The organism is Roseibium sp. ROS1 (assembly GCF_054658215.1).
In genome coordinates, this window is record NZ_BAAGIG010000003.1 from 654,874 (window position 1) to 680,675 (window position 25,802).

The 25,802-nt window shown below is 59.0% G+C and carries 25 protein-coding genes; 11 read left to right on the forward strand and 14 right to left on the reverse strand.

Annotated features, from left to right (window positions below):
• Positions 1 to 22 precede the first annotated feature (22 nt).
• The 4 genes from ACYQ6M_RS19125 to ACYQ6M_RS19140 form a co-directional block, all read right to left on the reverse strand.
• The gene (locus ACYQ6M_RS19125) at positions 23 to 370 is read right to left on the reverse strand and encodes a chorismate mutase (protein ID WP_460075027.1); all 348 of its coding nucleotides are present in this window, start codon (positions 368 to 370) and stop codon (positions 23 to 25) included.
• 81 nt (positions 371 to 451) lie between these two features.
• Positions 452 to 2,746: an NADP-dependent malic enzyme gene (locus ACYQ6M_RS19130; protein WP_023001959.1), complete on the reverse strand. Its 2,295-nt coding sequence runs from the start codon at positions 2,744 to 2,746 to the stop codon at positions 452 to 454.
• A gap of 107 nt (positions 2,747 to 2,853) precedes the next feature.
• A complete protein-coding gene (locus tag ACYQ6M_RS19135) occupies positions 2,854 to 3,510 on the reverse strand; it encodes a ceramidase domain-containing protein (RefSeq protein WP_353653734.1) in 657 nt (218 codons plus the stop codon).
• Positions 3,511 to 3,537: 27 nt separating this feature from the next.
• Positions 3,538 to 4,764, reverse strand: coding sequence for an aminotransferase-like domain-containing protein (locus ACYQ6M_RS19140; protein WP_055657890.1), 1,227 nt, complete (start codon positions 4,762 to 4,764; stop codon positions 3,538 to 3,540).
• Between the two features lie 187 nt (positions 4,765 to 4,951).
• Here ACYQ6M_RS19140 and moaB point away from each other — a divergent pair, with 187 nt between their 5' ends.
• Positions 4,952 to 5,509: a molybdenum cofactor biosynthesis protein B gene (gene moaB / locus ACYQ6M_RS19145; protein ID WP_031269714.1), complete on the forward strand. Its 558-nt coding sequence runs from the start codon at positions 4,952 to 4,954 to the stop codon at positions 5,507 to 5,509.
• Positions 5,510 to 5,562: 53 nt separating this feature from the next.
• Here moaB and ACYQ6M_RS19150 read toward each other — a convergent pair whose 3' ends face one another.
• Positions 5,563 to 6,258 carry a glycosyltransferase gene (locus ACYQ6M_RS19150; RefSeq protein ID WP_209168442.1) on the reverse strand — a complete coding sequence of 232 codons (696 nt, stop codon included), beginning with the start codon at positions 6,256 to 6,258 and terminating at the stop codon, positions 5,563 to 5,565.
• A 369-nt stretch (positions 6,259 to 6,627) separates the two neighbouring features.
• On the opposite strand from ACYQ6M_RS19150, the gene ACYQ6M_RS19155 reads away from it, so the two are divergent.
• The 3 genes from ACYQ6M_RS19155 to ACYQ6M_RS19165 all read left to right on the forward strand — a co-directional run bounded on the left by ACYQ6M_RS19155 (position 6,628) and on the right by ACYQ6M_RS19165 (position 9,434).
• Positions 6,628 to 7,470, forward strand: coding sequence for a substrate-binding periplasmic protein (locus tag ACYQ6M_RS19155; protein WP_460075030.1), 843 nt, complete (start codon positions 6,628 to 6,630; stop codon positions 7,468 to 7,470).
• Between the two features lie 155 nt (positions 7,471 to 7,625).
• Positions 7,626 to 8,738, forward strand: coding sequence for a PA0069 family radical SAM protein (locus ACYQ6M_RS19160; RefSeq protein ID WP_051990221.1), 1,113 nt, complete (start codon positions 7,626 to 7,628; stop codon positions 8,736 to 8,738).
• 45 nt (positions 8,739 to 8,783) lie between these two features.
• Positions 8,784 to 9,434, forward strand: a complete 651-nt coding sequence (locus ACYQ6M_RS19165) for a ribonuclease HII (protein WP_460075032.1) — start codon at positions 8,784 to 8,786, stop codon at positions 9,432 to 9,434.
• A 203-nt stretch (positions 9,435 to 9,637) separates the two neighbouring features.
• Here ACYQ6M_RS19165 and ACYQ6M_RS19170 read toward each other — a convergent pair whose 3' ends face one another.
• The 8 genes from ACYQ6M_RS19170 to ACYQ6M_RS19205 all read right to left on the reverse strand — a co-directional run bounded on the left by ACYQ6M_RS19170 (position 9,638) and on the right by ACYQ6M_RS19205 (position 17,522).
• On the reverse strand, positions 9,638 to 10,117 hold the full coding sequence (locus ACYQ6M_RS19170) for a F0F1 ATP synthase subunit B family protein (RefSeq protein ID WP_023001967.1): 480 nt from the start codon (positions 10,115 to 10,117) through the stop codon (positions 9,638 to 9,640).
• A gap of 10 nt (positions 10,118 to 10,127) precedes the next feature.
• Positions 10,128 to 10,688 (reverse strand): F0F1 ATP synthase subunit B, encoded by a 561-nt coding sequence (locus ACYQ6M_RS19175; RefSeq protein ID WP_023001968.1) that lies wholly within the window; start codon positions 10,686 to 10,688, stop codon positions 10,128 to 10,130.
• 81 nt (positions 10,689 to 10,769) lie between these two features.
• Positions 10,770 to 10,994, reverse strand: a complete 225-nt coding sequence (locus tag ACYQ6M_RS19180; RefSeq protein WP_006935776.1) for a F0F1 ATP synthase subunit C — start codon at positions 10,992 to 10,994, stop codon at positions 10,770 to 10,772.
• 70 nt (positions 10,995 to 11,064) lie between these two features.
• On the reverse strand, positions 11,065 to 11,814 hold the full coding sequence (locus ACYQ6M_RS19185) for a F0F1 ATP synthase subunit A (RefSeq protein WP_023001969.1): 750 nt from the start codon (positions 11,812 to 11,814) through the stop codon (positions 11,065 to 11,067).
• Between the two features lie 53 nt (positions 11,815 to 11,867).
• Positions 11,868 to 12,254 (reverse strand): AtpZ/AtpI family protein, encoded by a 387-nt coding sequence (locus ACYQ6M_RS19190; protein WP_023001970.1) that lies wholly within the window; start codon positions 12,252 to 12,254, stop codon positions 11,868 to 11,870.
• A 212-nt stretch (positions 12,255 to 12,466) separates the two neighbouring features.
• Positions 12,467 to 15,925: a chromosome segregation protein SMC gene (smc, locus tag ACYQ6M_RS19195; RefSeq protein WP_460075035.1), complete on the reverse strand. Its 3,459-nt coding sequence runs from the start codon at positions 15,923 to 15,925 to the stop codon at positions 12,467 to 12,469.
• An 87-nt stretch (positions 15,926 to 16,012) separates the two neighbouring features.
• Positions 16,013 to 16,648, reverse strand: coding sequence for a thioredoxin domain-containing protein (locus ACYQ6M_RS19200; RefSeq protein WP_460075037.1), 636 nt, complete (start codon positions 16,646 to 16,648; stop codon positions 16,013 to 16,015).
• 364 nt (positions 16,649 to 17,012) lie between these two features.
• Positions 17,013 to 17,522, reverse strand: coding sequence for a DUF721 domain-containing protein (locus ACYQ6M_RS19205; RefSeq protein WP_031269719.1), 510 nt, complete (start codon positions 17,520 to 17,522; stop codon positions 17,013 to 17,015).
• A gap of 224 nt (positions 17,523 to 17,746) precedes the next feature.
• Between ACYQ6M_RS19205 and mutY the strand changes: the two genes are divergently transcribed.
• The 4 genes from mutY to ACYQ6M_RS19225 all read left to right on the forward strand — a co-directional run bounded on the left by mutY (position 17,747) and on the right by ACYQ6M_RS19225 (position 21,345).
• Complete coding sequence (mutY, locus tag ACYQ6M_RS19210; protein WP_460075040.1) at positions 17,747 to 18,826, forward strand: A/G-specific adenine glycosylase; 1,080 nt, start codon at positions 17,747 to 17,749, stop codon at positions 18,824 to 18,826.
• Positions 18,827 to 18,909: 83 nt separating this feature from the next.
• Positions 18,910 to 19,458: a 2OG-Fe(II) oxygenase gene (locus tag ACYQ6M_RS19215; protein ID WP_023001975.1), complete on the forward strand. Its 549-nt coding sequence runs from the start codon at positions 18,910 to 18,912 to the stop codon at positions 19,456 to 19,458.
• Positions 19,459 to 19,669: 211 nt separating this feature from the next.
• Complete coding sequence (gene bfr / locus ACYQ6M_RS19220) at positions 19,670 to 20,155, forward strand: bacterioferritin (RefSeq protein WP_023001976.1); 486 nt, start codon at positions 19,670 to 19,672, stop codon at positions 20,153 to 20,155.
• A gap of 83 nt (positions 20,156 to 20,238) precedes the next feature.
• Positions 20,239 to 21,345, forward strand: coding sequence for a Gfo/Idh/MocA family protein (locus ACYQ6M_RS19225; protein ID WP_460075042.1), 1,107 nt, complete (start codon positions 20,239 to 20,241; stop codon positions 21,343 to 21,345).
• A 225-nt stretch (positions 21,346 to 21,570) separates the two neighbouring features.
• Here ACYQ6M_RS19225 and ACYQ6M_RS19230 read toward each other — a convergent pair whose 3' ends face one another.
• Complete coding sequence (locus ACYQ6M_RS19230; protein ID WP_062490216.1) at positions 21,571 to 23,079, reverse strand: AMP nucleosidase; 1,509 nt, start codon at positions 23,077 to 23,079, stop codon at positions 21,571 to 21,573.
• Positions 23,080 to 23,277: 198 nt separating this feature from the next.
• Between ACYQ6M_RS19230 and ACYQ6M_RS19235 the strand changes: the two genes are divergently transcribed.
• The 3 genes from ACYQ6M_RS19235 (at position 23,278) to ACYQ6M_RS19245 (ending at position 25,783) form a co-directional block, all read left to right on the forward strand.
• Positions 23,278 to 24,078, forward strand: a complete 801-nt coding sequence (locus ACYQ6M_RS19235; protein ID WP_023001979.1) for a transporter substrate-binding domain-containing protein — start codon at positions 23,278 to 23,280, stop codon at positions 24,076 to 24,078.
• Positions 24,079 to 24,201: 123 nt separating this feature from the next.
• On the forward strand, positions 24,202 to 25,008 hold the full coding sequence (locus ACYQ6M_RS19240) for an amino acid ABC transporter permease (RefSeq protein ID WP_023001980.1): 807 nt from the start codon (positions 24,202 to 24,204) through the stop codon (positions 25,006 to 25,008).
• 88 nt (positions 25,009 to 25,096) lie between these two features.
• Positions 25,097 to 25,783 (forward strand): DNA-3-methyladenine glycosylase I, encoded by a 687-nt coding sequence (locus ACYQ6M_RS19245; RefSeq protein ID WP_460075045.1) that lies wholly within the window; start codon positions 25,097 to 25,099, stop codon positions 25,781 to 25,783.
• The last annotated feature ends 19 nt before the right edge of the window (positions 25,784 to 25,802 follow it).

Below are 25,802 nucleotides of genomic sequence, written 5' to 3' on the forward strand. Positions count from 1 at the left end.
GTCTGGAAAACCCGGCACGGTGCTAAAAATCGGAGCCCGGTTTCGTCGGCCCGTCCTGCAGCCCCTCGAGCCGTGCGGCGATCGTTCGCTTCTCGAAGGCCACGTTCCAGTCGATCAGCGTCCGCCAGACCGCTTCCGCCTGCGCGCCTTCCAGCCCCAATTCTTCCGCCCGGTCTTTCAGTGCAGCCACCATTGTTTCAATCCTCTGGTGATCAAAGGCCTCATCAGGATGCTGTTTCAGGTCCGCCATCCGCCGGACATAGCCCTGGCGACGGGCAAAGAGCTGCAGGAGTTCTTCGTCAAGCGCATCAATTGCGTTGCGGATATCCGTTTTGCTGACGCAGTCGGCTGGCTGTTTCACAAGGGTCATGGCAGGCCGTTTGAAAAATGGAAAAGCGGACCGGTTGTACCGGTCCGCCTTGTTCAACAGAAGGCGCGATTTGAAGCAGGACTAGCCGGCGGACCGGGTCTGTGCCTCGACGCTGGCAAGTGCCGACATGTTCACCACGCCGCGCGACGTGACAGACGGTGTCAGGATATGCGCGGGCTTGGCCGTGCCCAGAAGGATCGGTCCGACATGAAGCGCCTGGGTCGAAACTTTCAGAAGGTTATGGGCAATGTTGGCCGCATCCAGGTTCGGGAACAGAAGCAGGTTGGCCTCTCCCTTCAACTTGCTGCCCGGCATCACCCGCTCGCGCAGCTCCACGCTGAGCGCGCTGTCGCCGTGCATTTCGCCATCGACTTCCAGTTCCGGGTAACGCTTCCAGATCATCTCCAGCGCTTCGCGCATCTTGCGCGAGGACGCCGTGTCGCGAGAACCAAAGTTGGAAAGCGACAGCAGGGCGATCTTTGGTTCAATACCGAAGCGCCGGATTTCCTCAGCCGCGAGGTTTGCCATTTCGGAGATCTCTTCGGCGGTCGGGTCTTCCGTCACAAAGGTATCCGACAGGAATATCGCCCCTTGCGAGTTGATCAGCAGCGACATGGCCGAAAGGTCCCTGGCCGTCTCGCAAACGCCGATCACCTGCTTGATGTCCCGCAGATGGCGGATGAACCGGCCTTCCAGACCGCAAATGACCGCATCGGCATCGCCGCGGCGCACCGCAAGGGCGGAAATCACCGTGGTGTTGGTGCGCACGACCGTCCGCGCCGCGTTGGGCGGCATGCCCTTGCGGCCGACACACTCGAAATATTCGTCGACATATTCACGGTAGCGCGGATCGTCCTGCGGGTTGACGAACTCGAAATCGACATCGGGACGAATGCGCAGGCCAAAGCGTTCGCAGCGTTGCTGCAGGACGTCCGGACGGCCAACCAGGATCGGCTTGGCGATATTGTCTTCGATCAGCACCTGAGCGGCACGAAGAACACGTTCGTCCTCGCCTTCGGCATAAATGATCCGCTGCGGGTCCTTGCTGGCGTTCTGGATGATCGGCTTCATGATGAGGCCGGACCGGAAGACGAAACGGTTCAGCCGGTCCAGATAGGCCGTGAAATCCTCGATCGGGCGCGTGGCGACACCTGTTGCCATGGCCGCCTTGGCAACAGCCGGTGCAATGCGCAGGATCAGGCGCTGATCGAACGGCGAAGGGATCAGGTAGTTCGGGCCGAATGTTTCGGTCTTGCCGCCGTAGGCACGGGCGGCAACGTCGGACGGTTCCTCGCGCGCAAGGCCGGCAATTGCCTCCACGGCGGCCCGCTTCATTTCCTCATTGATGGTGGTCGCCCCAACATCGAGCGCGCCCCGGAAGATGTAGGGGAAGCACAGGACGTTGTTGACCTGGTTCGGGTAGTCGGACCGTCCGGTACACATGACCACGTCGTCACGGACAGCTTTGGCGTCCTCCGGCATGATTTCCGGGTTGGGGTTGGCGAGCGCCAGGATCAGCGGGCCCTTGCCCATCTTTTCCACCATGCCCGGCTTCAGCACGCCGGCAGCGGACAGCCCCAGGAAGACATCGGCGCCGTCGATTACCTGATCGAGCGACCTCAAATCCGTCTTCTGGGCAAAGACCGCCTTCCATTCGTCCATCAGCGCCTCGCGGCCTTCATAGACGACGCCTTCAATGTCGGTAACCCAGATGTTCTCCCGCTTCGCCCCCAGCGAGACGAGCATGTTGAGGCAGGCAAGCGCAGCCGCGCCCGCACCGGACGCCACAATCTTGGCTTCCTCGATCTTCTTGCCGGCAAGGTCCAGACCGTTGCGAACCGCGGCACCGACGATGATCGCCGTGCCATGCTGATCGTCGTGAAAGACCGGGATCTTCATTCGTTCCCGGAGCTTCGATTCAATCATGAAGCATTCGGGTGCCTTGATGTCTTCCAGGTTGATACCGCCAAAGGTCGGCTCCAGAACCGAAACCGCATCGACGAATTTTTCAACGTCGGTCTGGGCCACCTCGATATCGAAGACGTCGATGCCGGCGAACTTCTTGAAGAGAACCGCCTTGCCTTCCATCACCGGCTTGGATGCCAGCGGACCGATGTTGCCGAGGCCGAGCACTGCCGTGCCGTTTGAGATGACGGCGACCAGATTGCCGCGCGAGGTGTAATTGGCTGCCAGTGCCGGATTGTCGGCAATCGCAAGGCACGGCGCGGCCACGCCGGGTGAATAGGCCAGTGCCAGATCGCGCTGGTTGCCCAGCGGCTTGATTGCCTGGATCTCCAGTTTTCCCGGGCGCGGATGCTCGTGATAGAACAGGGCCGCTTCGGTCAGATCACTTCCGGTCTTGCTGCTGTCGCTCATGACGGTCCCTGTCTCCTGCCTCTTCCCTAAGGTCATATTGTTTTTCTGCAAAGCTCTGCGGCCTGTCCGCAAGGATGATCTGCAATTTCGTGAATACTCTGTGTGATTTAACCGGCGCGCTGCCTGATGAGAACCCGTAATAGCAAAAACAGTACGACCCCGTTCAGGATATGCCACAGGAAATGCGTGCCAATGGCAAGTTGATCGCAAACCGGGCCGTCCAGCGTCCGGAATGTCAGTGAAACGGCAAAGACGACACCTGTCAGCAACACCTCACGCCCGAGCCGCGCATTCTTGCGAAGAAACAGTGCCCCCACCACGAAGATCGCCAGCAGCGCAGGCACATAGCCTGCTGATGAGCCGACCAGCGGTGCGACCGCGCGCCCGGCAAAGGGCGTGACTGCGAAAAACACGATAACGATGCCTAGCGCCGCCCACCAGGACAGACCCAGAAACCGGTTCAGCGCCGCAAAGAGATAGACATGGATAAACAGCGCGATCGGGATGACATCGGCAAGGCTCGCCCAACGTGTCGCGAAGGTGTGAAACAGGAACGACCCCAGGCCGGTCACGAAGACGATGCCGATCAGGACAAGGGCAAAGAGATCGTCCGGTGTCTTGCGGCGCCAGAGCATGTATCCGGCAATGGCCGCAATCAGGAAAGCCGCATTGGTGAGCGCATTGAGCGGCTCGGACCAGAACTCCGGCCCGATCCGCTCACAATAATTGTCCAGCTTGTCGGTCAGCGCCATCGGCTCCAACACCCGCCCCTGCTTCTTCCCTCGAAGGACTTACAACTTGGACGTGACAGTTTCGGTAATCAAGCGGCCAAGCCTTGAAATACCTTCTTCGATTTTCTGATAGTCGTTGCAGGAGAAGCTGAGCCGTAGGGTGTTCGCCCCGGTGCCATCCGGATGGAACGCACGGCCGGGAACGAAGGCGACACGCGCCGTTTCGATGGAGGTTTCCAGCAGAGTTGCCGCGTCCATCCCTTTGGGCAGGGTCATCCAAATGAACATGCCCCCTTCCGGGCGGGTCCAGCTGACACCAGCCGGCATGTGCCGCTCAAGTGCGGCCAGCATTGCATCGCGCCGGGACTTGTAGACCGCATTCGTCTTTGCCGTATGCGCTTCAAAGACATTTTCGGCGACCCGGGCCATGGCTTCCTGGTTGAGCACCGGCGAATTCAGGTCACTCGCCTGCTTGATCAGAACCAGCCTGGAGATGACATCAGCCGACGCACAGATCCAGCCGAGGCGCAATCCCGGTGAGAGCGACTTGGAAAAGCTGCCGCAGTAAAGTGTGCGGGCGTTGTTGATCCCACCCGAGGCTTCGCAATCAAGCGCCAGCATCGGTGGCAACGGTTCGCCGTCATAGCGCAGCGCCTCGTAGGGCGAATCCTCAATGACTGCACAGGAGAGCTCTCCGGCCAGTGCCAAAAGGCGTTGTCGCTCGGCCAGATCCACCGTCAGGCCTGTGGGGTTGGCGAAATCGGGAGAAAGGTACGCGAACTTGATCCGTCCGCCCTTTTCGCGCGCGATTGCCGCATAATCTTCCGCAGGGCGGTTGGCTCCAGGGTCAAGCCGGTCGTAACCGGGCTCATAGGCATTGAAAGCCTGCAATGCGCCCAGATAGGTCGGCCACTGCACCAGCGCGGTGTCGCCTTCCGTCAGGAACAGTTTGCCGATGTAATCGAGCCCCTGCTGAGACCCGGAGGTGACGAGAATATTTTCTGGCCCGCACTCGACGCCAAGGCGGCGCATGTGGTTGACGATCCAGTTGCGCAGGCGGGCGCTGCCTTCGCTCATGCCGTATTGCAGTGCGCGGCCCGCGTCCGGACCTGCCAGAATTTCCTGATACGCTGCCTTGAACGCTTCGGCGGGGAACAGAGCCTGGTCGGGAATACCGCCGGCGAAGTTGATCACATCCGGCTGGTCCAGCAGTTTCAGGAGTTCACGGATTTCCGAGGCGCGCATGCGGCTGGCGCGTCGGGCGTATAGGCTTTCCCAGGTTGTCATTGTTGGCTCATTGCATTTTTGGATTGGTTATTTAAGTCAATAATACTGACCTAACTTTTTTGCAAGTGTCTCAATCTTGTTATTTTTTGTAATTTTATTTCAATATCAAAATGCCGCGACAGTTTGCTTGCTGCCTCTGGAAGCCATTGCGACTATTGCCTATGTCTGGAGAGCAAAGGAGTTCGCCATGTCCCGTCTCGATGAAACCCGTCCGTTCATTCCGCTCAACATTGCTGTGCTGACGGTATCGGACACGCGCAAGCTGGAAGAAGACCGCTCCGGCAATACGCTGGTGGACCGGATCGAAAAGGCAGGACATACGCTTGCGGACAGGCAGATCGTCACCGATGACGTTCCGGCCATTCAGGCGGTCGTCAAAAGCTGGATCAATGACAAGGGCGTGGATGTGATCGTCTCGACCGGCGGCACCGGCTTTACTGGCCGTGACGTGACGCCGGAGGCTATGGAGCCTCTGTTCGAAAAACGCATGGACGGCTTTTCAGAGGTCTTTCACCGGATCTCCTACGACAAGATCGGCACCTCCACGATCCAGTCCCGTGCGACCGGCGGCGTCGCCGGGGCGACTTATATTTTCGTGCTGCCCGGTTCCCCGGGCGCCTGCAAGGACGCTTGGGACGGTATCCTGAAATGGCAGCTGGACTATCGTCACATGCCCTGCAATTTTGTGGAGATCATGCCCAGGCTGGACGAGCACCTGAAGCGCGGCAAGCTGCGGGAGGCGTGAGCGCCACCACACCGAAGAAGAGCGTATCCGCCCAGAACCGTGCAGTGCCTTGTTCAGCCGTGCAGCTTGACGGCAACACTCGCTGGAATGCGCAGGGTACCGACGCAAAAGCGTGCGAAAGCCTGGCGGAACCTGGAAAACAGCCCTTCCCGCTCGGCTTCACCCGAAGAGACCGCGGCAGCCCGCAGGAACACCATCCGCCCACGTCCGATACGCTTGGCGATATCGAGATCTTCCAGCTCCGGCAACGGCCGATGGCCGCCGAGCTTCTGATAAAACTGCCTGGAGATCAGCAGGCCTTGGTTACCGTAAGGCATGCCAAGCAGTTGGGATCGCAAGGCTGCAAAAGACTCGCTTACCCGCGCACTGAGCCCGAAAGCCTCATAGCGAAGGCGGAAGCTTGCGGCGGTCCGTGGACCGTTGGAGGCACGGGCTGCCCGCTCGATGAAGGCCTGGGCCTCATGATGCCAGCCGCTTTCCAGAAGCGTTTCCGGCCGCAGGAACAATAGCCAGTCGCCCCGGCTCGCCATGGAGGCGCCATAGGCAAGGCGTTCGCTGCGGGAAGCATTGCCCCGGCTGATCCAGACACACCCGGCCGCGTCGGCAACCTTCTCGGTATTGTCCGACGAACCACCATCGACCACGATAACTTCGCGGATAACGCCCTCTGCAGCTGCCGGCACCAGGGCCGAAAGCGCGTGAACGAGCTCGGTTTCGGAATTTCTTGTCGCAATGATGACGCTGATCATGATCTCAAGTTTTACATGATTTTTTTCAAAGTGCGAGTGTCGCCGACGAAGCGGGAGCTGTTTTTTTGTTGGGGTTCTTAACAAACTCCAATAATCGGCCACCAACCTTCGCGATATATATCGCCGGGTAATGTCTACTTTGGTTGCATGAAAAGAAAAGACCGGGCGAAAGCTGTAGCAGTACCTCTTTCACATTTGTCATAGGGCCGTGAAAAGTTGCTCCAGTGTGAAACCGATCGGTATCCATTTGACGGTTTTCAGGAAAATAGCCCCTCTCCGGCAAATGGAAGTGCCGGATTTCATGTTATCTTAAGAGTGCATACCAAAGCTGAAAGCTCTTACTTCGACCAGAACCCAAGCGATCGCGCCATGACGACACCCGATCAAAAGCCAACTTCAGGCGCAGGATACCTGACGCAGACGCTCGGCCGAATTTTCATGGGGCTCGCCGGGTTTGTTCTGTCCCTGGCTTTGCTGGCCGGGACAGCATCGGCCCGAGACCTCGTGGTGCTGGCAACCCCGGAAGAGCCATACAAGTTTCTTGAAGACGGGGTGTACAAGGGTATCGACGTCGAAGTTCTCGATGAAGTCATGCGCCGTCTCGGCCTTTCCTATTCGCTGGAACTGATCGATTCCGGAACCCGCATCCAACAGGAAGCGCGCGCCGGACGGGCGGACATGCTGCTATTGTTTTCCAAGAAGCCGGACCGGATGGAGTACCTGAACTATCCAGACGAAAGCTACATCGACATCAGCTGGAGCTTCTTCATCCGCGCCGAAGATGCCGGGACAATCCGTTTCGAAGGCTACGACGATCTGAAGGGGCTGCAGATCGGTATCACGCAGGATTTCGCCTATACGCCGGAGTTCCTCAACGCCGGCCTCGATTTTCAGACGGTCGCCAGTAACAATCTCCAGATCGGCATGCTGCTGGCAAAGCGTGTGGACGCCGTTCCCATGAACACCATCAGCACGCTCTACGAGGAAAAGAAGGCCGGGAGGCTGGACCAGTTGGCGACGTTACCGCTGCCGCTGATAACGAAGCCCTACTACAACGTCTTTGCCAAAGCCTCGACCTACCCGGACATCAAAAGCCTTCCCGGACGCTACGACGAAACCATTCGCGAGATGCAGTCCGACGGGACGCTGGATGCGATCCTGATCAAATACCTTGGTCGCCGGCCAGGTCACGATGATCGTGGCGGTTCCTGAATTCCGGCCTGGTCTGCAGTCCACGATCTTTTGAAGGTCAAAACCCACAAGGTGTAAACAGCATCTTGCGTCGCGTTGGCGTCGTGATAATGTTCTTGTTATGTTCCATTTCGTAACCTGGACGTTCTCGCGTGCCCTTCAGTCCCCCCGATGAGATTTCACTACCAGCCGACGCAGCCGGCCTTGTACCCGATGTCCGCTCCGTTGCCGAGCACAGGCGGCGGGGACGCGCGGCTGCGCTCAATGCCTCCGGCCGTTTCGAGAAATTAACTCGTGAATGTTTCGACGATGGCTGGGAAACGCTTGAAGACCTGCCGCCGCTGAAAACCCAGGTGCAGGAAGAGCGTGCGCGCACAATCATCACCCGAAACGAGTCGCCGGATATTTCCTTCGACCGCTCGATCAATCCGTACCGGGGCTGCGAACATGGATGCATCTACTGTTTCGCCAGACCGAGCCACGCGTTCATGGGGCTGTCTCCGGGCCTGGATTTCGAAACCAGGCTGTTCGCCAAACCCAATGCCGCACAGTTGCTTGAACGTGAACTTTCCCGCCCCGGTTATCAGCCGCGCGTGATCGCCATCGGCACCAATACTGATCCCTACCAGCCGATGGAACGCGGCTACAAGCTGATGCGTGAGATCCTGGAAGTGCTGGACAATTGCTCCCACCCGGTTGCGATCGTCACCAAGTCAGCCCTGGTCACGCGAGATATCGACATTCTGTCGAGGCTGGCAGAACGAAATCTGGTGAAGGTTGCCTTGTCGGTCACGACGCTCGACAAGAAGCTCTGCCGGGCCATGGAGCCGCGTGCGTCTGCACCCCACAAAAGGCTTGAGGCCGTCCGGGCTCTCTCCGACGCGGGTATTCCCACGTCCGTAATGATGGCGCCTGTGATCCCAGCCCTGACAGACAGCGAAATTGAAAACGTTCTGGAAGCGGCAGCCGAGCATGGCGCGACGGAGGTCGCCTACATCCTTTTACGGCTTCCCCTGGAAGTGTCGGAACTCTTTCGGGACTGGCTGCTGCGAGAGCGTCCGGACCGCTACCGCCATGTGATGAACCTGATCCGCGCCATGCGCGGCGGCAAGGACTATGACGCCAAATGGGGCGAGCGCATGCGCGGGAGAGGTCCTTATGCCGACCAGATTGCCAAACGGTTCTCGCTGGGAGCGAAACGCCTTGGCCTCAATCTGCGTCGCCGAAAGCTCAACACCGAGGCCTTCGTCCAGCCGCAAAAAGGCGGTGTGCAATTGGACCTGTTTTGACGCAAGATCTTGAGAAACTTGCTGCCGGACGGCAGGGTGCTGTTCATGACGTTCAGCCCTTCGCTCTTTGACCTTGCATTTCCCGATAGCCCGGACCTTGCCATTGAGCGCAAGCACGCGAAATCCTTTGACGGTCGGCTCTGCGGCGTAGACGAAGCCGGTCGTGGCCCCTGGGCTGGGCCCGTGGTCACGGCCGCGGTTATCCTGGATTACGACCGGGTACCGCTTGGCCTCAATGATTCCAAGAAACTGACCGAAGCCCGGCGCGAAGAGCTTTTCGAGCAGATAGTTGCTACAGCCCATGTCTCGCTCGCCAGCGCTTCACCGGCAACGATCGATGCTGTCAATATTCGCACCGCAACCCTTTCGGCCATGGTGCGGGCCGTCAATCACCTGCCTCTGGTACCCGACTACGTACTTGTCGACGGCCGAGATGTGCCGGCAGGGCTGACACAGGCCGGACAGGCATTGATCAAGGGCGATGGCCGCTGCCTGTGCGTTGCGGCTGCCTCTATCGTTGCGAAGGTGACAAGGGACCGGATGATGGTTCACCTCGACGCCAGTTTTCCGGACTACGGGTTTGCCCAGCACAAGGGGTATGGTGTGCCGCAGCACCAGGCAGCGCTGGAACGCCATGGGCCGACAGTTCATCATCGCCTCAGCTTCAAGCCGGTCAGGCTGGCTGCAGGGTCTTGAGGTTCCAGACATGACGGGTTGGGTTTAGACGGCAGGAAATACGCTGCAAGTCAGCGACATTCCTCTGCTTTCGGGCACGTCAACACCAACCAGCAATGGCGTTCGCTGCCGATTAGTGCCAAGTAGCGTGCAAATTGCTTGCCGCAACAAAAAAGCGGCCCCGAAAGGCCGCTTCTTCAATTTGTCAGCAGAGTGGACCGAACTTAGTTCAGCCGCTCCTTCACCTGCTCAATGCTCTTGGCGAGGATGTCGTCGGCGACTTTATCCTTCACCTTCGCTGCAAGGATTTCCTCGGCAGCGGCAACGGCAATGTCAGCGGCCTTGGCACGGACTTCAGCGACTGCCTGGCTTTCGGCCTGTGCAATCTTGTCTTCCGCAGCCTTGGTACGGCGAGCAATCATTTCTTCCAGAGCCTGGCTGGTTTCGAGCGTCAGGCGCTCGGCTTCCGAGTTGGCTTCTGCGATGATGGCTTCCGCTTCGCTTTCGGCTTCATGACGCTTGCGCTGATACTCAGACAAGAGAGCCTGGGCTTCTTCACGCATCTTGCGTGCGTCTTCCAGTTCCTTGCGGATGGTTTCTGCGCGTTCGTCCAGTGAACCGTTGATCTTGGCCGGAACCTTGACGTAGAAAATCACGACGAAGAACAGGATAAGACCGATCAGGGCCCAAAATGTAGCATCCATGACGGTCTCCTCAGTTCATCGCCGACTTGAGCGCCTTGGTCAGGTCGGTCTTGGTCGGAGCTTTGCCCATCAGCTGCTCAACGAGCGCTGAAGCGGTTTCTCCGGCAATATCCCCGATCTGAGAAAGGGCATCGGTCTTGGTTGCAGCGATCTGTGCTTCAGCCGCTTTCAGCTTCCCGTTCAGCTCGGCTTCCGCCTTTTCGCGGCGAGCTTCATGATCTGCCTTGAGCTTGGTCCGCGTCTCGTGGGCAATGCCATGAGCCTTGTTGCGGGCCTCGGCCAGCGCCTGCTCGTAAGCTGCGATCGCAGCGTCGGTTTCTTCCTGCAGCCGGTTGGCTTCGGAAATGTCACCGGCGATACGGTCCCTGCGGTCTTCCAGAATGCCTGCGATCCGCGGAACGGCCACATTCTTCATGATCCAGTAGAACACGCCGAACGTGATCGCGAGCCACAAGAGCTGGGAGGCGAATGTGGTGCTGTCAAAAGGCGGGAAACCCGCGCCATGCTCTGCGGCCGGCACTTCTATGGCTTCGTGCATGCCTTCTGTGGTCGAGTGAGTTTGGCCTGCCATTTCCAGTCTCCTAAATCCGGCTGGGCGGCGCTAGAGAGCGCCGCCACCGGAGTCGCATCGATAGTCGCTAAGGTTTAGCGATTAAGCGAACAGGAGGATCAGAGCCACCAGCAGGGAGAAGATGCCCAGAGCTTCCGTCACGGCGAAGCCGAAGATCAGACGGCCGAACTGGCCATCAGCAGCGGACGGGTTGCGCAGAGCGCCTGCGAGGTAGTTACCGAAAATGTTGCCAAGGCCGATGCCTGCGCCGCCCATGCCCAGGCATGCGATACCGGCACCGATGTATTTTGCTGCTTCTGCTTCCATGACACGTGCTCCTAAATGGTGTTTGCAGATTGCTCACTCGCGGCGCAATGGCCGTGTGATTGGGTTACCCTCAGTGTGAAGGATGAATGGCGTCGTTCAGGTACATGCAGGTCAGAACGGTGAAGACGTATGCCTGCAGGAACGCGACCAGGAATTCCAGAGCCGTCAGGGCAACCGTCATTCCGAGAGGGAGAATGGATCCGAAGATACCGACCGCACCCATCGCGCTAAGGCTGACGATGAATCCGGAGAACACTTTCAGCGTGATGTGACCGGCGAGCATGTTCGCGAAAAGACGAACGGACAGGCTGATCGGGCGCGAAAGGAACGAGATCACCTCGATCAGCGTCACGAGCGGGATCAGTGCACCGGGCACGCCGCTGGGGACGAAGAGCTTGAGGAACTTCATGCCGTTTTTCATGAAGCCGTAAATGATCACGGTAAGGATCACCAGCATCGCCAGGGCGAAGGTCACGATGATGTGGCTGGTGATGGTAAAGAAGTACGGGAACATCCCGAACAGATTGGCAACCAGAACGAACATGAAGAGCGAGAACACGAGAGGGAAGAAACGCATCCCTTCCGTTCCTGCTGAACTTCGCAATGTTCCGGCAACAAACTCATACGCCATTTCCGAAATCGACTGCAGGCGGGTCGGAACGAGTCCGCGGCCGCTTGTCGAGAAAATCAGGAATGCAGACGTCGCCGCCACGGTCAAAACCATGAACAACGAAGAGTTGGTAAAAGAGAAATCCATGCCCCCGACTTCAATCGGGAATAGCGTCTGGATATGGAACTGATGGATCGGATCGTTCGCCACCGGCCAGCCTTCTTCGTTCGTTCATATCAATGCGCCAGAAGGCGCGACAAATTCTATTTCGATCTGTCGTTCTGAACGTCTTTTTCGCGCTGGACCTTGGCATCCGGCTGCTCGACGACACCGGCCGCGCGCAGAACGTTCAAGACCCCGGCCACGAAACCCAGCAACAGAAAGACAATCAGCCCGAAAGGCGACGTCCCAAGCCACTGGTCGGCAACCCAACCAATCCCGGCCCCCACCAGCACGCCGGCGATAAACTCCGAAGAGAGTTTCATTGCCTGCGCGTATCCGGATGAGCTGCTTTGCGACTTCCGAGCGGTCTTTTCTTCAACCACCCTTATGTCATCAAGCTTCCGGTTCAATTGAGCCCGCCGTTCCGACAGACCTGCTTCCGGGGAACCAACCGCCCGATCCTTGTTATCGCCGTTTTGCGAAGACATGTTCTTAAGTCCTCAGCTCGCGCCGACATGCTTGATCCGACAACTGGGGAGCCCCCTAAGCCGCGCGCACCATAGTCGGCACCTCATGCCGTGTCAAGAAGCCTGCACTAAACTCTATCCACTTGAAAAATATAGATCTTTTCTGTTTTAACAGAATCAGCCAGACCTAAGTTGCATAAGGTTTTCGCGGCAGTGCCGCACCAGACGCAATCTTAGCCAGTTTCGCGGAATCGCTCTGCCGTCTCCAGATCGACCGAAACAAGCTGGGAAACCCCGCGCTCGGCCATCGTCACGCCGAAGAGACGGTTCATGCGCGCCATGGTGATCGGATTGTGCGTGATCACCACAAATCTGGTTTCCGTGCTCTTGGCCATCTCGTCTAGTAGATCGCAGTAACGCTCTACGTTCGCGTCATCCAGCGGTGCATCGACCTCGTCGAGCACGCAGATCGGCGCAGGGTTGGTCAGGAACACCGCGAAAATCAGGGACATGGCCGTGAGCGCCTGCTCACCACCCGACAGCAGCGTCATGGTCTGTGGCTTCTTGCCGGGAGGGCGCGCGATGATTTCCAGCCCCGCATCCAGCGGATCATCGGAATCGACCAGCTGGAGTTCGGCCGTTCCCCCGCCGAAAAGATGAGTGAACAAGCGCTGGAAATGACCGTTGACGATCTCGAAGGAGGCGAGCAGACGTTCGCGCGCCTCGCGGTTGAGATTCGAAATCCCTGTTCGCAGACGGCGAATCGCCTCGATCAGGTCATCACGCTCCGAGGTCAGCGTGGTCTTCTGATCGTCGATTTCGCGCAGCTCTTCTTCCGCGCGCAGGTTGACGCCGCCAAGCCGTTCGCGTTCCGCCTTCAGCCGTTCCAGCTTGCGCTCCATGGAATCGGGATCTGGCAGCGGTGCGCCTTCCTTCAGACCCGCGATTTCCGGCAATGCCGTTACCGCAACCTCCAGATCCTCGTCGATCCGCCGTTCCAGGTTCTGCTTGCGGTCCCGGGCGGCTTCCAGTCGTTCCTCGGCGCGAATCTTCTCTTCTCGTGCGCCCGCCATCGCTTCCATCGCGGCCTTGGCTGCACGGTCGACGTCGGCAAGATCCAGTTCCGCCTGCTGAAGCTGATCGTCCCGCGCCTTCTTTTCCTCTTCTGCCTTGGCAATGGCGGAAAACACGTCGCGGCGCTTGATTTCGATGTCTTCAGGCGCCTCGATCAGCTCGGCCCGCTCTTCTTCCGCTTCTTCACGCCGTTCCTGCAAAATGGAAATCTGCTGGGCGGCATTGGCAGCACGGGTCTTCCAGCCGTCATATTCCCGGGCGATGGCTTCAAGCCGCCGGTCGCGCATCTGCTGTTCGCGGGCAAGACCCTCTGCCACGGCCCTTGCTTCGGCCAGGGCGCCGCGTGCGGCCGCGACCTGCCCCTGCAATTCTTCGATGCTTTCGCGATAGCTGGTTCCGTCTGGCGCTTCTTCCAGGCGTTCTTCGGCCTCTGCCAGCTGTTCACGTGCCAGCTCGGCCTCTTCACCAAGACGCTGTGCCCGGTCCTGCGCAGCTTCCAGCTTGGCGGCGAACTGGGAAACGGCCCTTTCCGCCGCAGCCAGGGCTTCGCGCGCCGCGGCTGCCTGACGCTGGCCGTCACGAACCTTGCCCCTGGCCATCTGTTCAAGTTCGACGGCCTGCCGAACCCTCGTTGCGGCACCTTCCAGTGCCTGCTGACGATCCTCAAGCTCGCGCCGAGCCTGCTCGATTTCATCTCCGAGTTCAGCAAGGCGGTTCTTCTGCGCCAGGCGCTGTGCCGCCGGTGTCGGCGCATTGGCCGCGATTACAAATCCATCCCAGCGCCACAGGTCGCCTTCCACGGAAACCAGACATTGCCCCGGTTTCAGGGTCGTGCGCAGGCCTGGTCCGTCGGTCTGGTCGACAAGGCCGATCTGACGCAGGCGGCGGCTCAGCTCGACAGGGGCTTCAACCACCTCGGCCAGACTGCGGGTTCCTGCCGGCAAGGCTGGATCGCCATCATGAGAGAGGACACCACCCCAGCGAACAGCAGCAGCTTCTTCAAGTGAGGCATCAAGGTCTTCACCAAGTGCCGCCCCCAGAGCCGTTTCAAAGCCCTGCTCCACCTGGATCTGCTCGACAACCGGCGTGTGATCCTGTTCGGAGTGAACATTCAGCACCTGCTCCAGCGTCCTTGCCTCTGTCTCGAGGCCCTGCAGCATCTGGCGGGCATCACCAACGGGTCCACGTGCGGACTGTTCCTGTTCGCGCGCTTCGCGGGTCGCGGTTTCGGCTTCTTCCGCGGCAGCTTCCGCCTCCAGAAGAGTTTCCTCGGCCATCTCCAGCGCTTCCCGGTTCTCGGAAACGCCGTCCTGTTCGGCCATGCGTTCGTTGATTTCCTGAAGAGCCTTCTGCGCGTCCTGAGCCTGAGCTAACAACCGGTCCGAGCGCTGGCGGCTTTCCGCGACTGCCCGCTCCAACTGGCGGCGTTCGGCGGTTGCACGCGCTTCGGCCGCGGTCAGGTCGGACAACTGGTTCTCCAGCGTTCCCACGCTCTCTTCGGCCTCGGCCACCTTTTCACGAGCGCTTTCGGTGCGCTCCTGCACCATCTCGTTTTCTTCCAGTAGCTCTGCGCGTTCTTCCGACAAGCGCTCCAGAACCTCGTCGTTCTCGGACACCATGGACTGTTCGCGCCGGATATCTTCCGCCAGCTGCACCAGGCGGCGCTCCAGATCCTGAAGCTTTTCCTTTACCCGCCGTTCTTCCGCGTCCAGTTCGTTGCGGGCGATCACCAGCCGCTGCAAGGCGGCGCCCGCCCTTGCCGCATCCTCGCGCAGTTCCGGCAGCTTGTGGGCGGCGATAGCCTGGATGCGGGCGCTTTCCGCCTGCAGACCCGTGGCTTCGTTCACCTGCTTCTGGGCTTCGGCAAAATGGCTTTCGGCTGTTCCCAGCGCATCGCGCGCCTCGGTCCAGCGAATGTAAAGGATCGAGGCTTCAGCCCCGCGGATTTCAGACGACAGGTTACGATAGCGCGAAGCCTGGCGCGACTGGCGGCGCAGATTGTCGAGCTGGCTGTCGATCTGAACGAGGACATCCTCCAGTCGTTCCAGGTTCTGCTCAGCGGCGCGAAGGCGAATTTCCGCCTCATGCCGGCGCGAATGCAGACCGGAGATACCGGCGGCTTCTTCCAGGATCTGCCTGCGGGAGGTCGGTTTGGCGGCAATCAGCTCGCCAATCTGCCCCTGGCGCACCATGGCAGGTGACCTGGCGCCTGTGGATGCGTCGGCAAAAAGAAGCTGCACGTCACGCGCACGCACATCCTTGGCGTTGATCTTGTAGTTGGAGCCCTGCTCGCGTTCGATACGGCGGCTGACTTCAAGCGCATCGGCATCATTGAAAGCGGCAGGCGCCGTACGGTCCTGGTTTTCAAGGTAGAGCGTCACTTCCGCGGTGTTGCGCGCCGGGCGGTTCAGGCTGCCGGAAAAGATGACGTCGTCCATGCCGGACGCACGCATGTTCTTGTAGGAGTTTTCGCCCATCACCCAGCGAAGAGCCTCGACAAGATTGGACTTGCCGCAGCCATTCGGCCCGACCACACCGGTCAGGCCGTTGCCGATGATGAACTCCATCGGTTCGACGAAGGATTTGAAACCGACAATTCGGAGCTTGGAAAATTTCATTGGCGCCCGTGCCTCCTGGACACGGACACCTGAAGATCACGGGCTTGATCGGCGCATACCGAACAGACCGGCGGACAGACCGCCAGTCTAGAGGTATGCGTCAATAAGTTTGCCCATCTCTTCAATCGAAAGCGCCCCCGAGTGCTTTTCGCCATTGATGAAGAACGTCGGGGTGGAGTTCACGCCAAACTCGTTTGCACCGCGGTTTTTCACCGCATCGATGGCGTCGAGCAGACCCTGGTTCCCCAAGCATTCCTCAAAGGACTCTTTTGTAAAACCTATCTGCTTGGAAAAGTCGAGCATGGATTGGTACGGATTGTCGGTAAACGCCCAGGTCCGCTGCTGTTCGAACATGATGTCCACAATCTCGAAATATTTGTCCGCAGGAGCGCAGCGGGCGAGCATGAACGCGCCGGCCGCAACCGGATCCAGCGGGAATTCGCGGAAAATGAAGCGAACCTTGCCGGTATCGATGTAGTCGGCCTTCAGGGCCGGATAGGTACGCTCATGGAAATTGGCGCAATGTCCGCAGGTCATGGATGCGTATTCCACAATCGTGACCGGCGCGTTTTCGTCGCCAAGGATCTTGTCGCCCAGCGGGCCGGGTTTGACCAGCTCGTCCTGGTCGACGGCCTGCGCAAGAGCCAAGCTCGAACCGGCAAGGCAGAATGCGGCCGTCGCCAGGGCAGTGGTTTTGAGAAACTGTCTACGGGTCTGGGTCACGAAGATCGTCCTGTCACATTAATCAAGCGCTGCACCGGCCGGTGCGTGGATCGAAGCACATCCTGTCGGATATCCTGGCCGATCGGGTTAATTGATACCGGGCCACCCTATTTGCGTTCAGCTGAATGCAGGATGAACCAGCTTGCCGCTTTCTGTGCCCTCTCGGGCAGGCGGCGTCAACAAAGCTTATCAAATGTGGCAGGAGCGAGGACGGTCAAAGGCTATTAAATACTGGCATCCACCCTTGACCCGCCGACACCAACACAAGGGAAATCCTGAGTTCTTCGATATCATGCCAAAGTCAGCGGCACGTTTGCCAATGCCGGTTTCACAGAGTTGTTATTGGAAGAAGCAATGTGGGCCGTCAGGCCGCATCTTCTGCGCTGCGGGCGATAACCTGGGCGCCAAGCTTCCTGAGCGCCTGCCGCAGGCGGTCGTTCTCCACACCCTCCAGCCGCGCTTCGAGCTGCTGTTCCTCGGTTTGCGTCAAGTCGCGCAAGGGCTTCTTGCGCACGGGCTGCTTCACCAGAACCGGCTTCTGCAGGATCTTGATGCGGCCGATGGCCCGCCAGCCATAGAAAGTATTGATACGCTCGATCACCTGGGCACTGTCATGAGACAGGATCAAGGCTGTCGCCCCGTCCGTGTGCACCACCAGCGTCGCCGGTTCCGGCGGGTTTTCCGGGTCGCCGCGTTCAGGCTGCCGCGGCCAGATCAGCCTGTCCGGCTGCACGCGCGTGCCGTAACGCTCGCCGACAATATCGGCCCAGGAGGCAATGATATCGACGGACGCAAATCCACGCTTCCGGCAAACAGGCGTCATCGCCTTGCCGACAAGATCGGCCAGCGATTTCACCCCCTTCGAGGCGTGCACGGGATTTGCCTTTGTAGCGCTAATAGCCTACCTCCTCATCCAGATGTAAGGTGCGGCGATTTGCCGGCCATTTTCCGGATTGGGGTGTTGTGTCTCAATAGAATACGACAAAATGACGACGAATACTTTCCCCAACCTCACCGCACTGCCTTTATCAGCCAAGTTGTCCCCAGGCTATCCAAGGCTTGCTGCTTCATATCAACACCACTTGTTCTGCTGATCTCATGGCGTCTGCTTCCCCTTCCCGACTGCTTCTCGACTGGTACGACCGTCATGCCCGGCGCCTGCCCTGGCGGGTTTCCCCGGAAGACCGCCTACTGGGCGAAGTCCCCGATCCCTACCGGATCTGGCTGTCCGAAGTCATGCTTCAGCAAACGACCGTTGCCGCCGTCAAAGACTATTTCACGAAGTTTACGCGAAGCTGGCCAACCGTAACCGATCTTGCCGCCGCGGCTGAAGAAGACGTCATGAAAGCCTGGGCGGGACTTGGCTATTACTCGCGGGCGCGCAATTTGAAAAAATGCGCAGAAACCGTTGCCCGTGATCACGACGGCCGCTTTCCGGAAGACGAAGACGCATTGCTGAAGCTGCCGGGCATCGGCCCCTATACGGCTGCCGCCATCGCAACCATCGCGTTTGATCGGCACGCAGCAGTGGTCGACGGCAACGTGGAGCGGGTGCTGACACGACTTTTCCAGATCGAAACACCGCTTCCGGACGCCAAACCAGAAATAAAGGCGAAAATGGCTGGCCTGACACCGGACCAAAGGCCCGGTGACTTTGCGCAGGCGGTGATGGACCTTGGCGCAACCATCTGTACGCCCAGACGTCCGGCCTGTGCGCTCTGCCCGTGGCGCTCTATCTGCAAGGTGCAATCCTCAAGCCTTGCCGAAACACTGCCGCGCAAAGCACCCAAGAAGGAAAAACCCACTCGTTTTGGTGCTGCATTCGTGGCTGTCGATGCGGCGACGGGGGCCGTGCTGTTGCGCCGCCGCCCACCAAGAGGTCTGCTCGGCGGGATGAGCGAAGTACCGGGGACCGAATGGGCAGAGGACTTCTCGCCCGAAACGGCTCCAGACTTCGCACCGTTTCGAGCCGATTGGCAGCAGCGCCCGGTAGAAGTGAAACACACCTTCACCCATTTCCATTTGCGGCTCACCGTCTATCGGGCCGACCTTACGGCAGACACCACTCCACTGCTTGACGGTGGCTGGTGGTCGGCCCCGGAAGTCATTGAAACCGAAGCACTTCCCACGGTTATGAAGAAGGCTCTTGCCGCTGCGTTCGAAAGCCCCCGGAAATAGTTCTTTCCCGGCTCAAGAAAACAGTTGCAGTTTGTCCGGTTTGGATGTTGAACAGCGCACCCAATCCTTGGATCTGAGCCTCGATGTTCACCTATTCCTATGACGCACTCTTCTCTCAAAAGGACTGCGATGAAATCATCCGCCTGAGCCGGGCCGAAGCTCAGGATACGGGCGGCCTCGTCGGAGGCAAGCAGCAGGGTGACATCCGCCGGGCCAGAATCAGCTGGCTTGATGACGAAGGCGATGCGGGATGGGTTTTGAACCGCGTGATGACCGCCGTTGCAAAGGCCAACCGCGAGGCTTTCGATTTCGACATCACCGAGTTTCGCGAGAAATTGCAGGTCGCCATCTACGACGAAAGTGAAGAAGGCCATTACGACTGGCATTCCGATGTCGGCGAAGGCCCGATCGCGCAGTTCCGCAAGGCAACCATCGTCACCCAGCTTTCCCCTTCACAGGACTATGAAGGTGGCGCGCTGGAAATCAGCCTTGGGCACAAGGTGATGGCCGCATCGCGTGAACAGGGCTGCGCAACGCTGTTTGCCAGTTTCATGCTGCACAGGGTCGTACCCGTGACCAAGGGCACCCGCTACTCCCTGACCTGCTGGAGCCACGGCCCCCGCTTTCGGTGAGGTCTGAGCGAGGACCGGCGTCCACGGCTCTGAAGCTTGCTCTCTATACTCCCGGAAAAACCTCAAAGCGCACGTGATCGGTTTCAATTCGCTGTTTCGGGGTGTAACCAGTGGAAGTTACACTTCCGTGCGCAATGTACCCTTGCGCCTGCCGTGAATTACTCTAGAATAATTCTAAACAAAGATCGGTTTGCAATAAGGAGGCTCTGCCGTGAAAGGGAATGAAAAAGTCATTGAGTGCCTGAACGAAGCTCTGTTTCTGGAGCTGGGCGCCATCAACCAGTACTGGCTTCACTACCGCCTCCTGAGCGACTGGGGCTTTGCGCGCCTTGCCAAGAAGGAACGTGAAGAATCCATCGAGGAAATGCAGCACGCCGACAAGCTGGTCGACCGCATCATCTTCCTGGAAGGCCATCCGAACATGCAGAAGGTCGCACCGCTGCGCATCGGCCAGAACATCAAGGAAGTGCTGGAATCAGACCTTGCCGGCGAATATGACGCCCGCACGGCCTATGCCAAGTCCCGCGATGTCTGCCGTGAAGAAGGCGACTATGTTTCCATGCAGCTTTTCGAAGAGTTGCTGTCCGACGAGGAAGGCCATATCGACTTCCTGGAAACCCAGATCGACCTTCTGGAAAAGATCGGTGTCGAGCGCTACGGCATGTTGAATGCCGCACCAGCCGACGAAGCCGAGTAGTCGCAAGCGGCCATTTCATTGGTTATGTTGAAGCCGGTGCAGGTCTGCACCGGCTTTTTCATTGCAATTGGAGGTGCGAGACCATGACGGAAATCCGGTTCGGGCTGATCGGAACAGGCTATATGGGCAAGGCTCATGCTGTTGCCCTGAAATCAGTGGCGTCGGTTTTCGACACAGGCCTGCGCCCGATTTGCGAGACGATCTGTGCAACGACGCTGGAAGGCGCTCGGGAAAAGGCCCGTGCTTTCGGGTTCAACCGGGCGACGGACGACTGGCGCACTGTCGTTGCCGATCCGGCGATCGATGCGGTTGTAATTGCCTCACCCCAGTCGACCCACATGGATATCGCAATTGCCGCCTTTGAAAACGGCAAGGCTGTCTTTTGCGAAAAGCCGCTTGCCAGCCACGCCGAAGATTGCCGCAGGATGATGGCGGCCGCAGAAGCCTCCGGCCTGCCGAACATGACCGGCTTCAATTACATTCGCACTCCTGCAAACCAATTTGCCCATGACCTTGTCCAGTCAGGCCGGATTGGTCAGATCCACTATATTCGCGCTGAACACACCGAGGATTTTCTGTCAGATCCGCAGACGCCGTCGCACTGGCGTACCAAGGACATAAGCAATGGATGCATGGGCGATCTCGCCCCTCACATCATCAACGCCGCCCTGCGCCTTGCCGGGCCTATCTCCAGCGTTAGTGCGGATATTCAGACCGTCCATTCCGAACGCCCCGGCGCAAACGGGCCGGAGGCGGTCACCAATGACGACCAGGCCCATCTCATGTGCCGCTTTCAAAACGGTGCGATGGGTCATCTCTTCATCAGCCGTGTCGCCACCGGCCGGAAGATGGGTTACGCCTACGAGATATACGGTGACAAAGGTTCGATCCGCTTCGACCAGGAAGACCAGAATGCACTCTGGCTTTACCTTGCCGAAGGGCCGGAGGCGGAACGCGGCTTCCGCAAGATCCTGACCGGTCCTGCACATCCCGATTACCTGCCCTTCTGTCAGGGCCCCGGTCACGGAACCGGTTATCAGGACCAGATCATTATCGAGATGCGGGACTTCCTGAAGGCCATCGAAACCGGAACACCTGTCTGGCCGACCTTCCGGGACGGGCTGGAGGTGCAACTTGTCACGGAAGCTGCCTGGAAATCGTCGAAGACCGGTACGTGGGCAACGGTTTGACGGACGGGGTGGCTTGGGGCGAGCGTTGTTCTCCAGGGTGTTTCCCCGGACAAGCGCAGCGCAGGTTCGGGGCCTACTCGCAAGTCAGCTTGCCAAAGCAGGAGGTTCTGCCAACCCCTTGCCGCGCCTGGTCATTTCTCTGGAAATCAGTAGGCCCCGGGTCTCGCTTTGCTCGCCCGGGGCGACAGTCATAAATCGGGAAACTTCCTGCCCGCTCTGCACACCCTACTGGAACGCCGTCTCGGCAAAGCTGCGGAGCTTGCGGGAATGCAGGCGTTCTGCCGTCATGTCTCGCATCTTCTCCATGGCCCTGATGCCGATCTGGAGATGCTGGGCGACCTGGCGCTTGTAGAAGTCGGTCGCCATGCCCGGCAGTTTCAATTCGCCGTGGAGCGGCTTGTCCGAGATGCACAGCAACGTGCCGTAAGGCACCCGGAAGCGGAAGCCGTTGGCCGCGATGGTTGCCGATTCCATATCGAGCGCGATGGCACGGGACTGGGAGAACCGCTTGACCAGTTCCGGCTGGTCCCAGAGTTCCCAGTTTCGGTTGTCGAGCGATACGACGGTTCCCGTGCGCATGACACGTTTCAATTCATACCCATCGATGCCGGTGATTTCGGCAACCGCGTCTTCCAGTGCAACCTGCACTTCGGCAAGCGGCGGGATCGGCACCCAGATCGGCAGGTCCTGGTCGAGCACATTGTCCTCTCGCACATACCCATGGGCCAGCACATAGTCACCGAGCGTCTGGCTGTTCCTGAGGCCTGCGCAGTGTCCGAGCATCAGCCAGACATGCGGGCGCAGCACCGCGATATGGTCGGTAATGGTTTTGGCGTTGGACGGCCCGACGCCGATGTTGACCATGGTGATGCCGCTGCCGTCAGCCCGCTTCAGGTGATACGCCGGCATCTGGGGCAGTTTTGTCAGCTCTTCGCCATCCGGCTGGGTCTGTCCTGCCTCCAGCACTACGTTGCCGGGGGAAACAAAAGCCTCGTAGCCACTGTCCGGCTGCAACAGCAGCGCCTTGGACATGCGGCAGAACTCATCGATGTAGAACTGGTAGTTCGTGAAAAGCACGTAGTTCTGGAAATGCTCGGCCTTTGTCGCGGTGTAGTGCTGCAGGCGGTGTAGGGAATAGTCGACGCGCGGCGCCGTGAAGGATGCCAGCGGCATCACACCGTCGGCCGGATCGTAAGTGCCGTTGGCGATGGAATCGTCCATCACCGTCAGGTCGGGAAGATCGAACATGTCAGCGAGGGGGCGGTCGAGATTTGCTGCTGCAGCGCCGCCTTCCACATGCGTTCCGTCATAGAAAGCGAAGTGCAGCGGGATCGGCATGTCGCTGTCGCCGACCTGGATCGGCACGTCGTGGTTCTTCATCAGCAGCGAAAGCTGCGACACCAGATAGTTACGGAACAGATCCGGGCGGGTAATCGTGGAGGCGTGGGTGCCAGGGCGGGAGACGAACCCATAAGACAGGCGGCTGTCGAGGCGGACGTGGCTGTCGGTCACGATACGGACCTGCGGATAGAACGCGCGCACGCGGCCGTCGATTTCCTTGCCATCCAGAAGGTCCTGAAAATGCTGGCGCAGAAAGGCGGTGTTGGATTCAAAAATTTCGATCAAACGGTCGACCGCCTTGTTGGCGTCGGTAAAGACCTCAAGCGGATGCGATGGCGCATGCCGAACCCTGCGGGCGGCTTGATGAAAAACGTTTTTGGTTGAGTTGGACATAAACCGTCTCCTTATTGTTGTTATGGGCTCACAGTCCCGCTAACGCTTGCCTTGGTCAATAGATCTAGCATCGGATTTTGAATTTTTTTTCGCAGAGAGAAAATTTCTGCACAAGCGCCTCAACGATGCATTTGAGCAGGCTTTCCCAAACCGTGGCAAGCGGCTAAAGTCCGGCTAACTTTTGACCAGGAGTTTCCCATGAAAAAAACCGTTCTGACCCTCGCGGTCGCCGTTTCCTCCCTGATTGGCGCAGGCGTCTCCGCCCTTGCCGACAATCTGCCGGATCTCGGTGGCCGGGACATTGTCATTGCTTCGGAAAACACCTACCCACCGCTGCAGTTCGTCGACCCCAAGTCTGGCGAGGCAATCGGCTGGGAATATGATGCGGTTGCAGAAATCGCCAAGCGGCTGAACCTGAACGTCACCTTTCAGAACACCAGCTGGGATGCGATGATCCCTGCCATCTCCGCCGGCGAATACGACATGGCGATGAACGGCATCACCATTCGCGCCGACAGGGCCGAGCAGGTCGACTTTTCGGAGCCCTACATGCGGTCCGAAATGTTCATGCTGGTGCGCGCCGATGAAGACCGGTTTACCGATGCAAAGGGCTTTGCTTCCAACACGGACTTCCTGGCAGGTGCTCAACCGGGCACCACCCCCTTCTACGTCACTGTTTATGAAGTGCTGGATGGCGATGAAGCCAACCCGCGCATCAAGCTGTTCGAAACCTTTGGTGCCGCTGTCCAGGCGCTCAAGGCGGGCGACGTCGATCTGGTCCTGACAGACAGCACCGGCGGCCAGGGCTATGTCGCGACCAATCCGGACACCTTCAAGCTGATCGGCGATCCGATGGGCTCGGAAGACTTCGGCTTCATTTTCCCAAAAGGCTCCGACCTGATCGAACCGATCAATGCGGCTGTCGCCAGCATGCGCACAGACGGCACGCTGGATGCACTGAACAAGAAGTGGTTCTTCGACTATAAAGTCGCCCAGTAAGGCCATCCTCCGCCCCTGCGCGGCTGGACTTTCCACTCCATGGCCGGTATCCGGGCTTTTGGCCCCGATGCCGGCCATTTTCGTTTGAACTGCCGTTAACAAAGCTGGAGCCGAGACCAACCCATGTTCCGCAACAAGACACCGTCCGGCGCCCCCAAGGAAGACTTTCCCTATTGGCTTGTTGCTGCCGCCGGCATTGCGGTTTTCCTGTTGTTCCAGATCGCCACCGACGACATCTATTCGCAGGTCATGTCGACGGTCTCGCGTGGTATCGGACTGACGGTCTTCGTCACGCTTGTCGCCTTCTTCTGCGCCTCCCTGATCGGGCTCCTGCTGGCGCTTGCCTCCCTGTCCGGATCAATCGTCTTGCGGCAGATGGCCCGGTTCTACGTCGAGATCGTGCGCGGCATGCCGATCATCGTGCTTCTGCTCTATATCGCCTTCGTCGCGACGCCGCTGTTCATTGCCGGGGTCAACGCCGTTGTGGAACCTCTGGGTCTGGATCCGTTGCGCACGCGGGATTTCCCTCTGCTCTGGCGCGCCGTTCTCGCGCTGACCATCGGCTATTCAGCCTTCATCGCCGAGGTCTTTCGGGCAGGCATCCAGGCGGTCGACAAGGGACAGATCGAGGCCGCCGAAGCACTCGGCATGAACGGTTGGCTTCGCTTCCGCCTCATCATCTTCCCGCAGGCCCTGAAGACCATCCTGCCGCCCCTCGGCAATGATTTCGTCGCCCTGATCAAGGACAGCTCGCTGGTCTCGGTTCTGGGTGTCGCGGATATCACCCAGCTGGGCAAGGTTTACGCTGCCGGCTCCTTCCGGTACTTCGAGACCTACAATGTCGTCGCGCTGATCTACCTGATGATGACGATCACGCTTTCGCTGGCCCTGCGCAAATTTGAACGGGCAAAGCAGATCCAGGAGCGCTAAGGTTTTCGCCTGACCACGCCTTTCCTCCTCCCTCATCCTGAGGAGGGGGTGCAGGGGGAACGGCGTCTGCAGCGAGACGGAGACCCGCATGCGTTCCTTTGAAGAAATAGAAGCACTGGCCGCAGAGAAGAAAGGCGGACCGGCAGCACTCAACGCTCTTTTGGCAGAGCATAATGCGCCCAGGACTGCGGAAGAGCTGGAGAAGGTCGGAGACGATCGCTGGCTGGCCATGTTCACCAAGTGCGTGTTCCAGGCCGGTTTCAGCTGGAAGGTGATCGACCAGAAGTGGCTGGGCTTCGAGGAAGCCTTCGAGGGGTTCGACGTTCCCCGCCTCGCCTTTCTCCCTGACGAGGCGTTTGAAGCGCTGCTCGGCGACAAACGCATCGTCCGCAACGGTGCCAAGATCCGATCTGTTCAGGAAAACGCGATTTTCCTCAAGGACCTAGCGACCGAACACGGCAGTGCAGCCGGTTTTTTCGCGCATTATCCCGTCAACGACCAGATCGGCCTGATGGAGCTGCTCAAGAAGCGCGGCAGCCGGCTTGGTGGCAACACAGGGCAAATCGCCTTGCGCTTCATGGGCAAGGAAAGTTTCGTCCTCTCCGGCGATGTGGTTAACGCCCTGATCCGCGAAAATGTCATCGAGAAGGACGCGATGTCGAAAAAAAATCTCACCGCGATTCAAGCCGCCTTTAACGAATGGAAAGCAACTTCCGGTCGTCCTCTGAACGAAATCAGCAGAATTCTGGCCTTTTCGGTCGGGACAAGTCATTAACTTCTCATTCAGCTTTTAC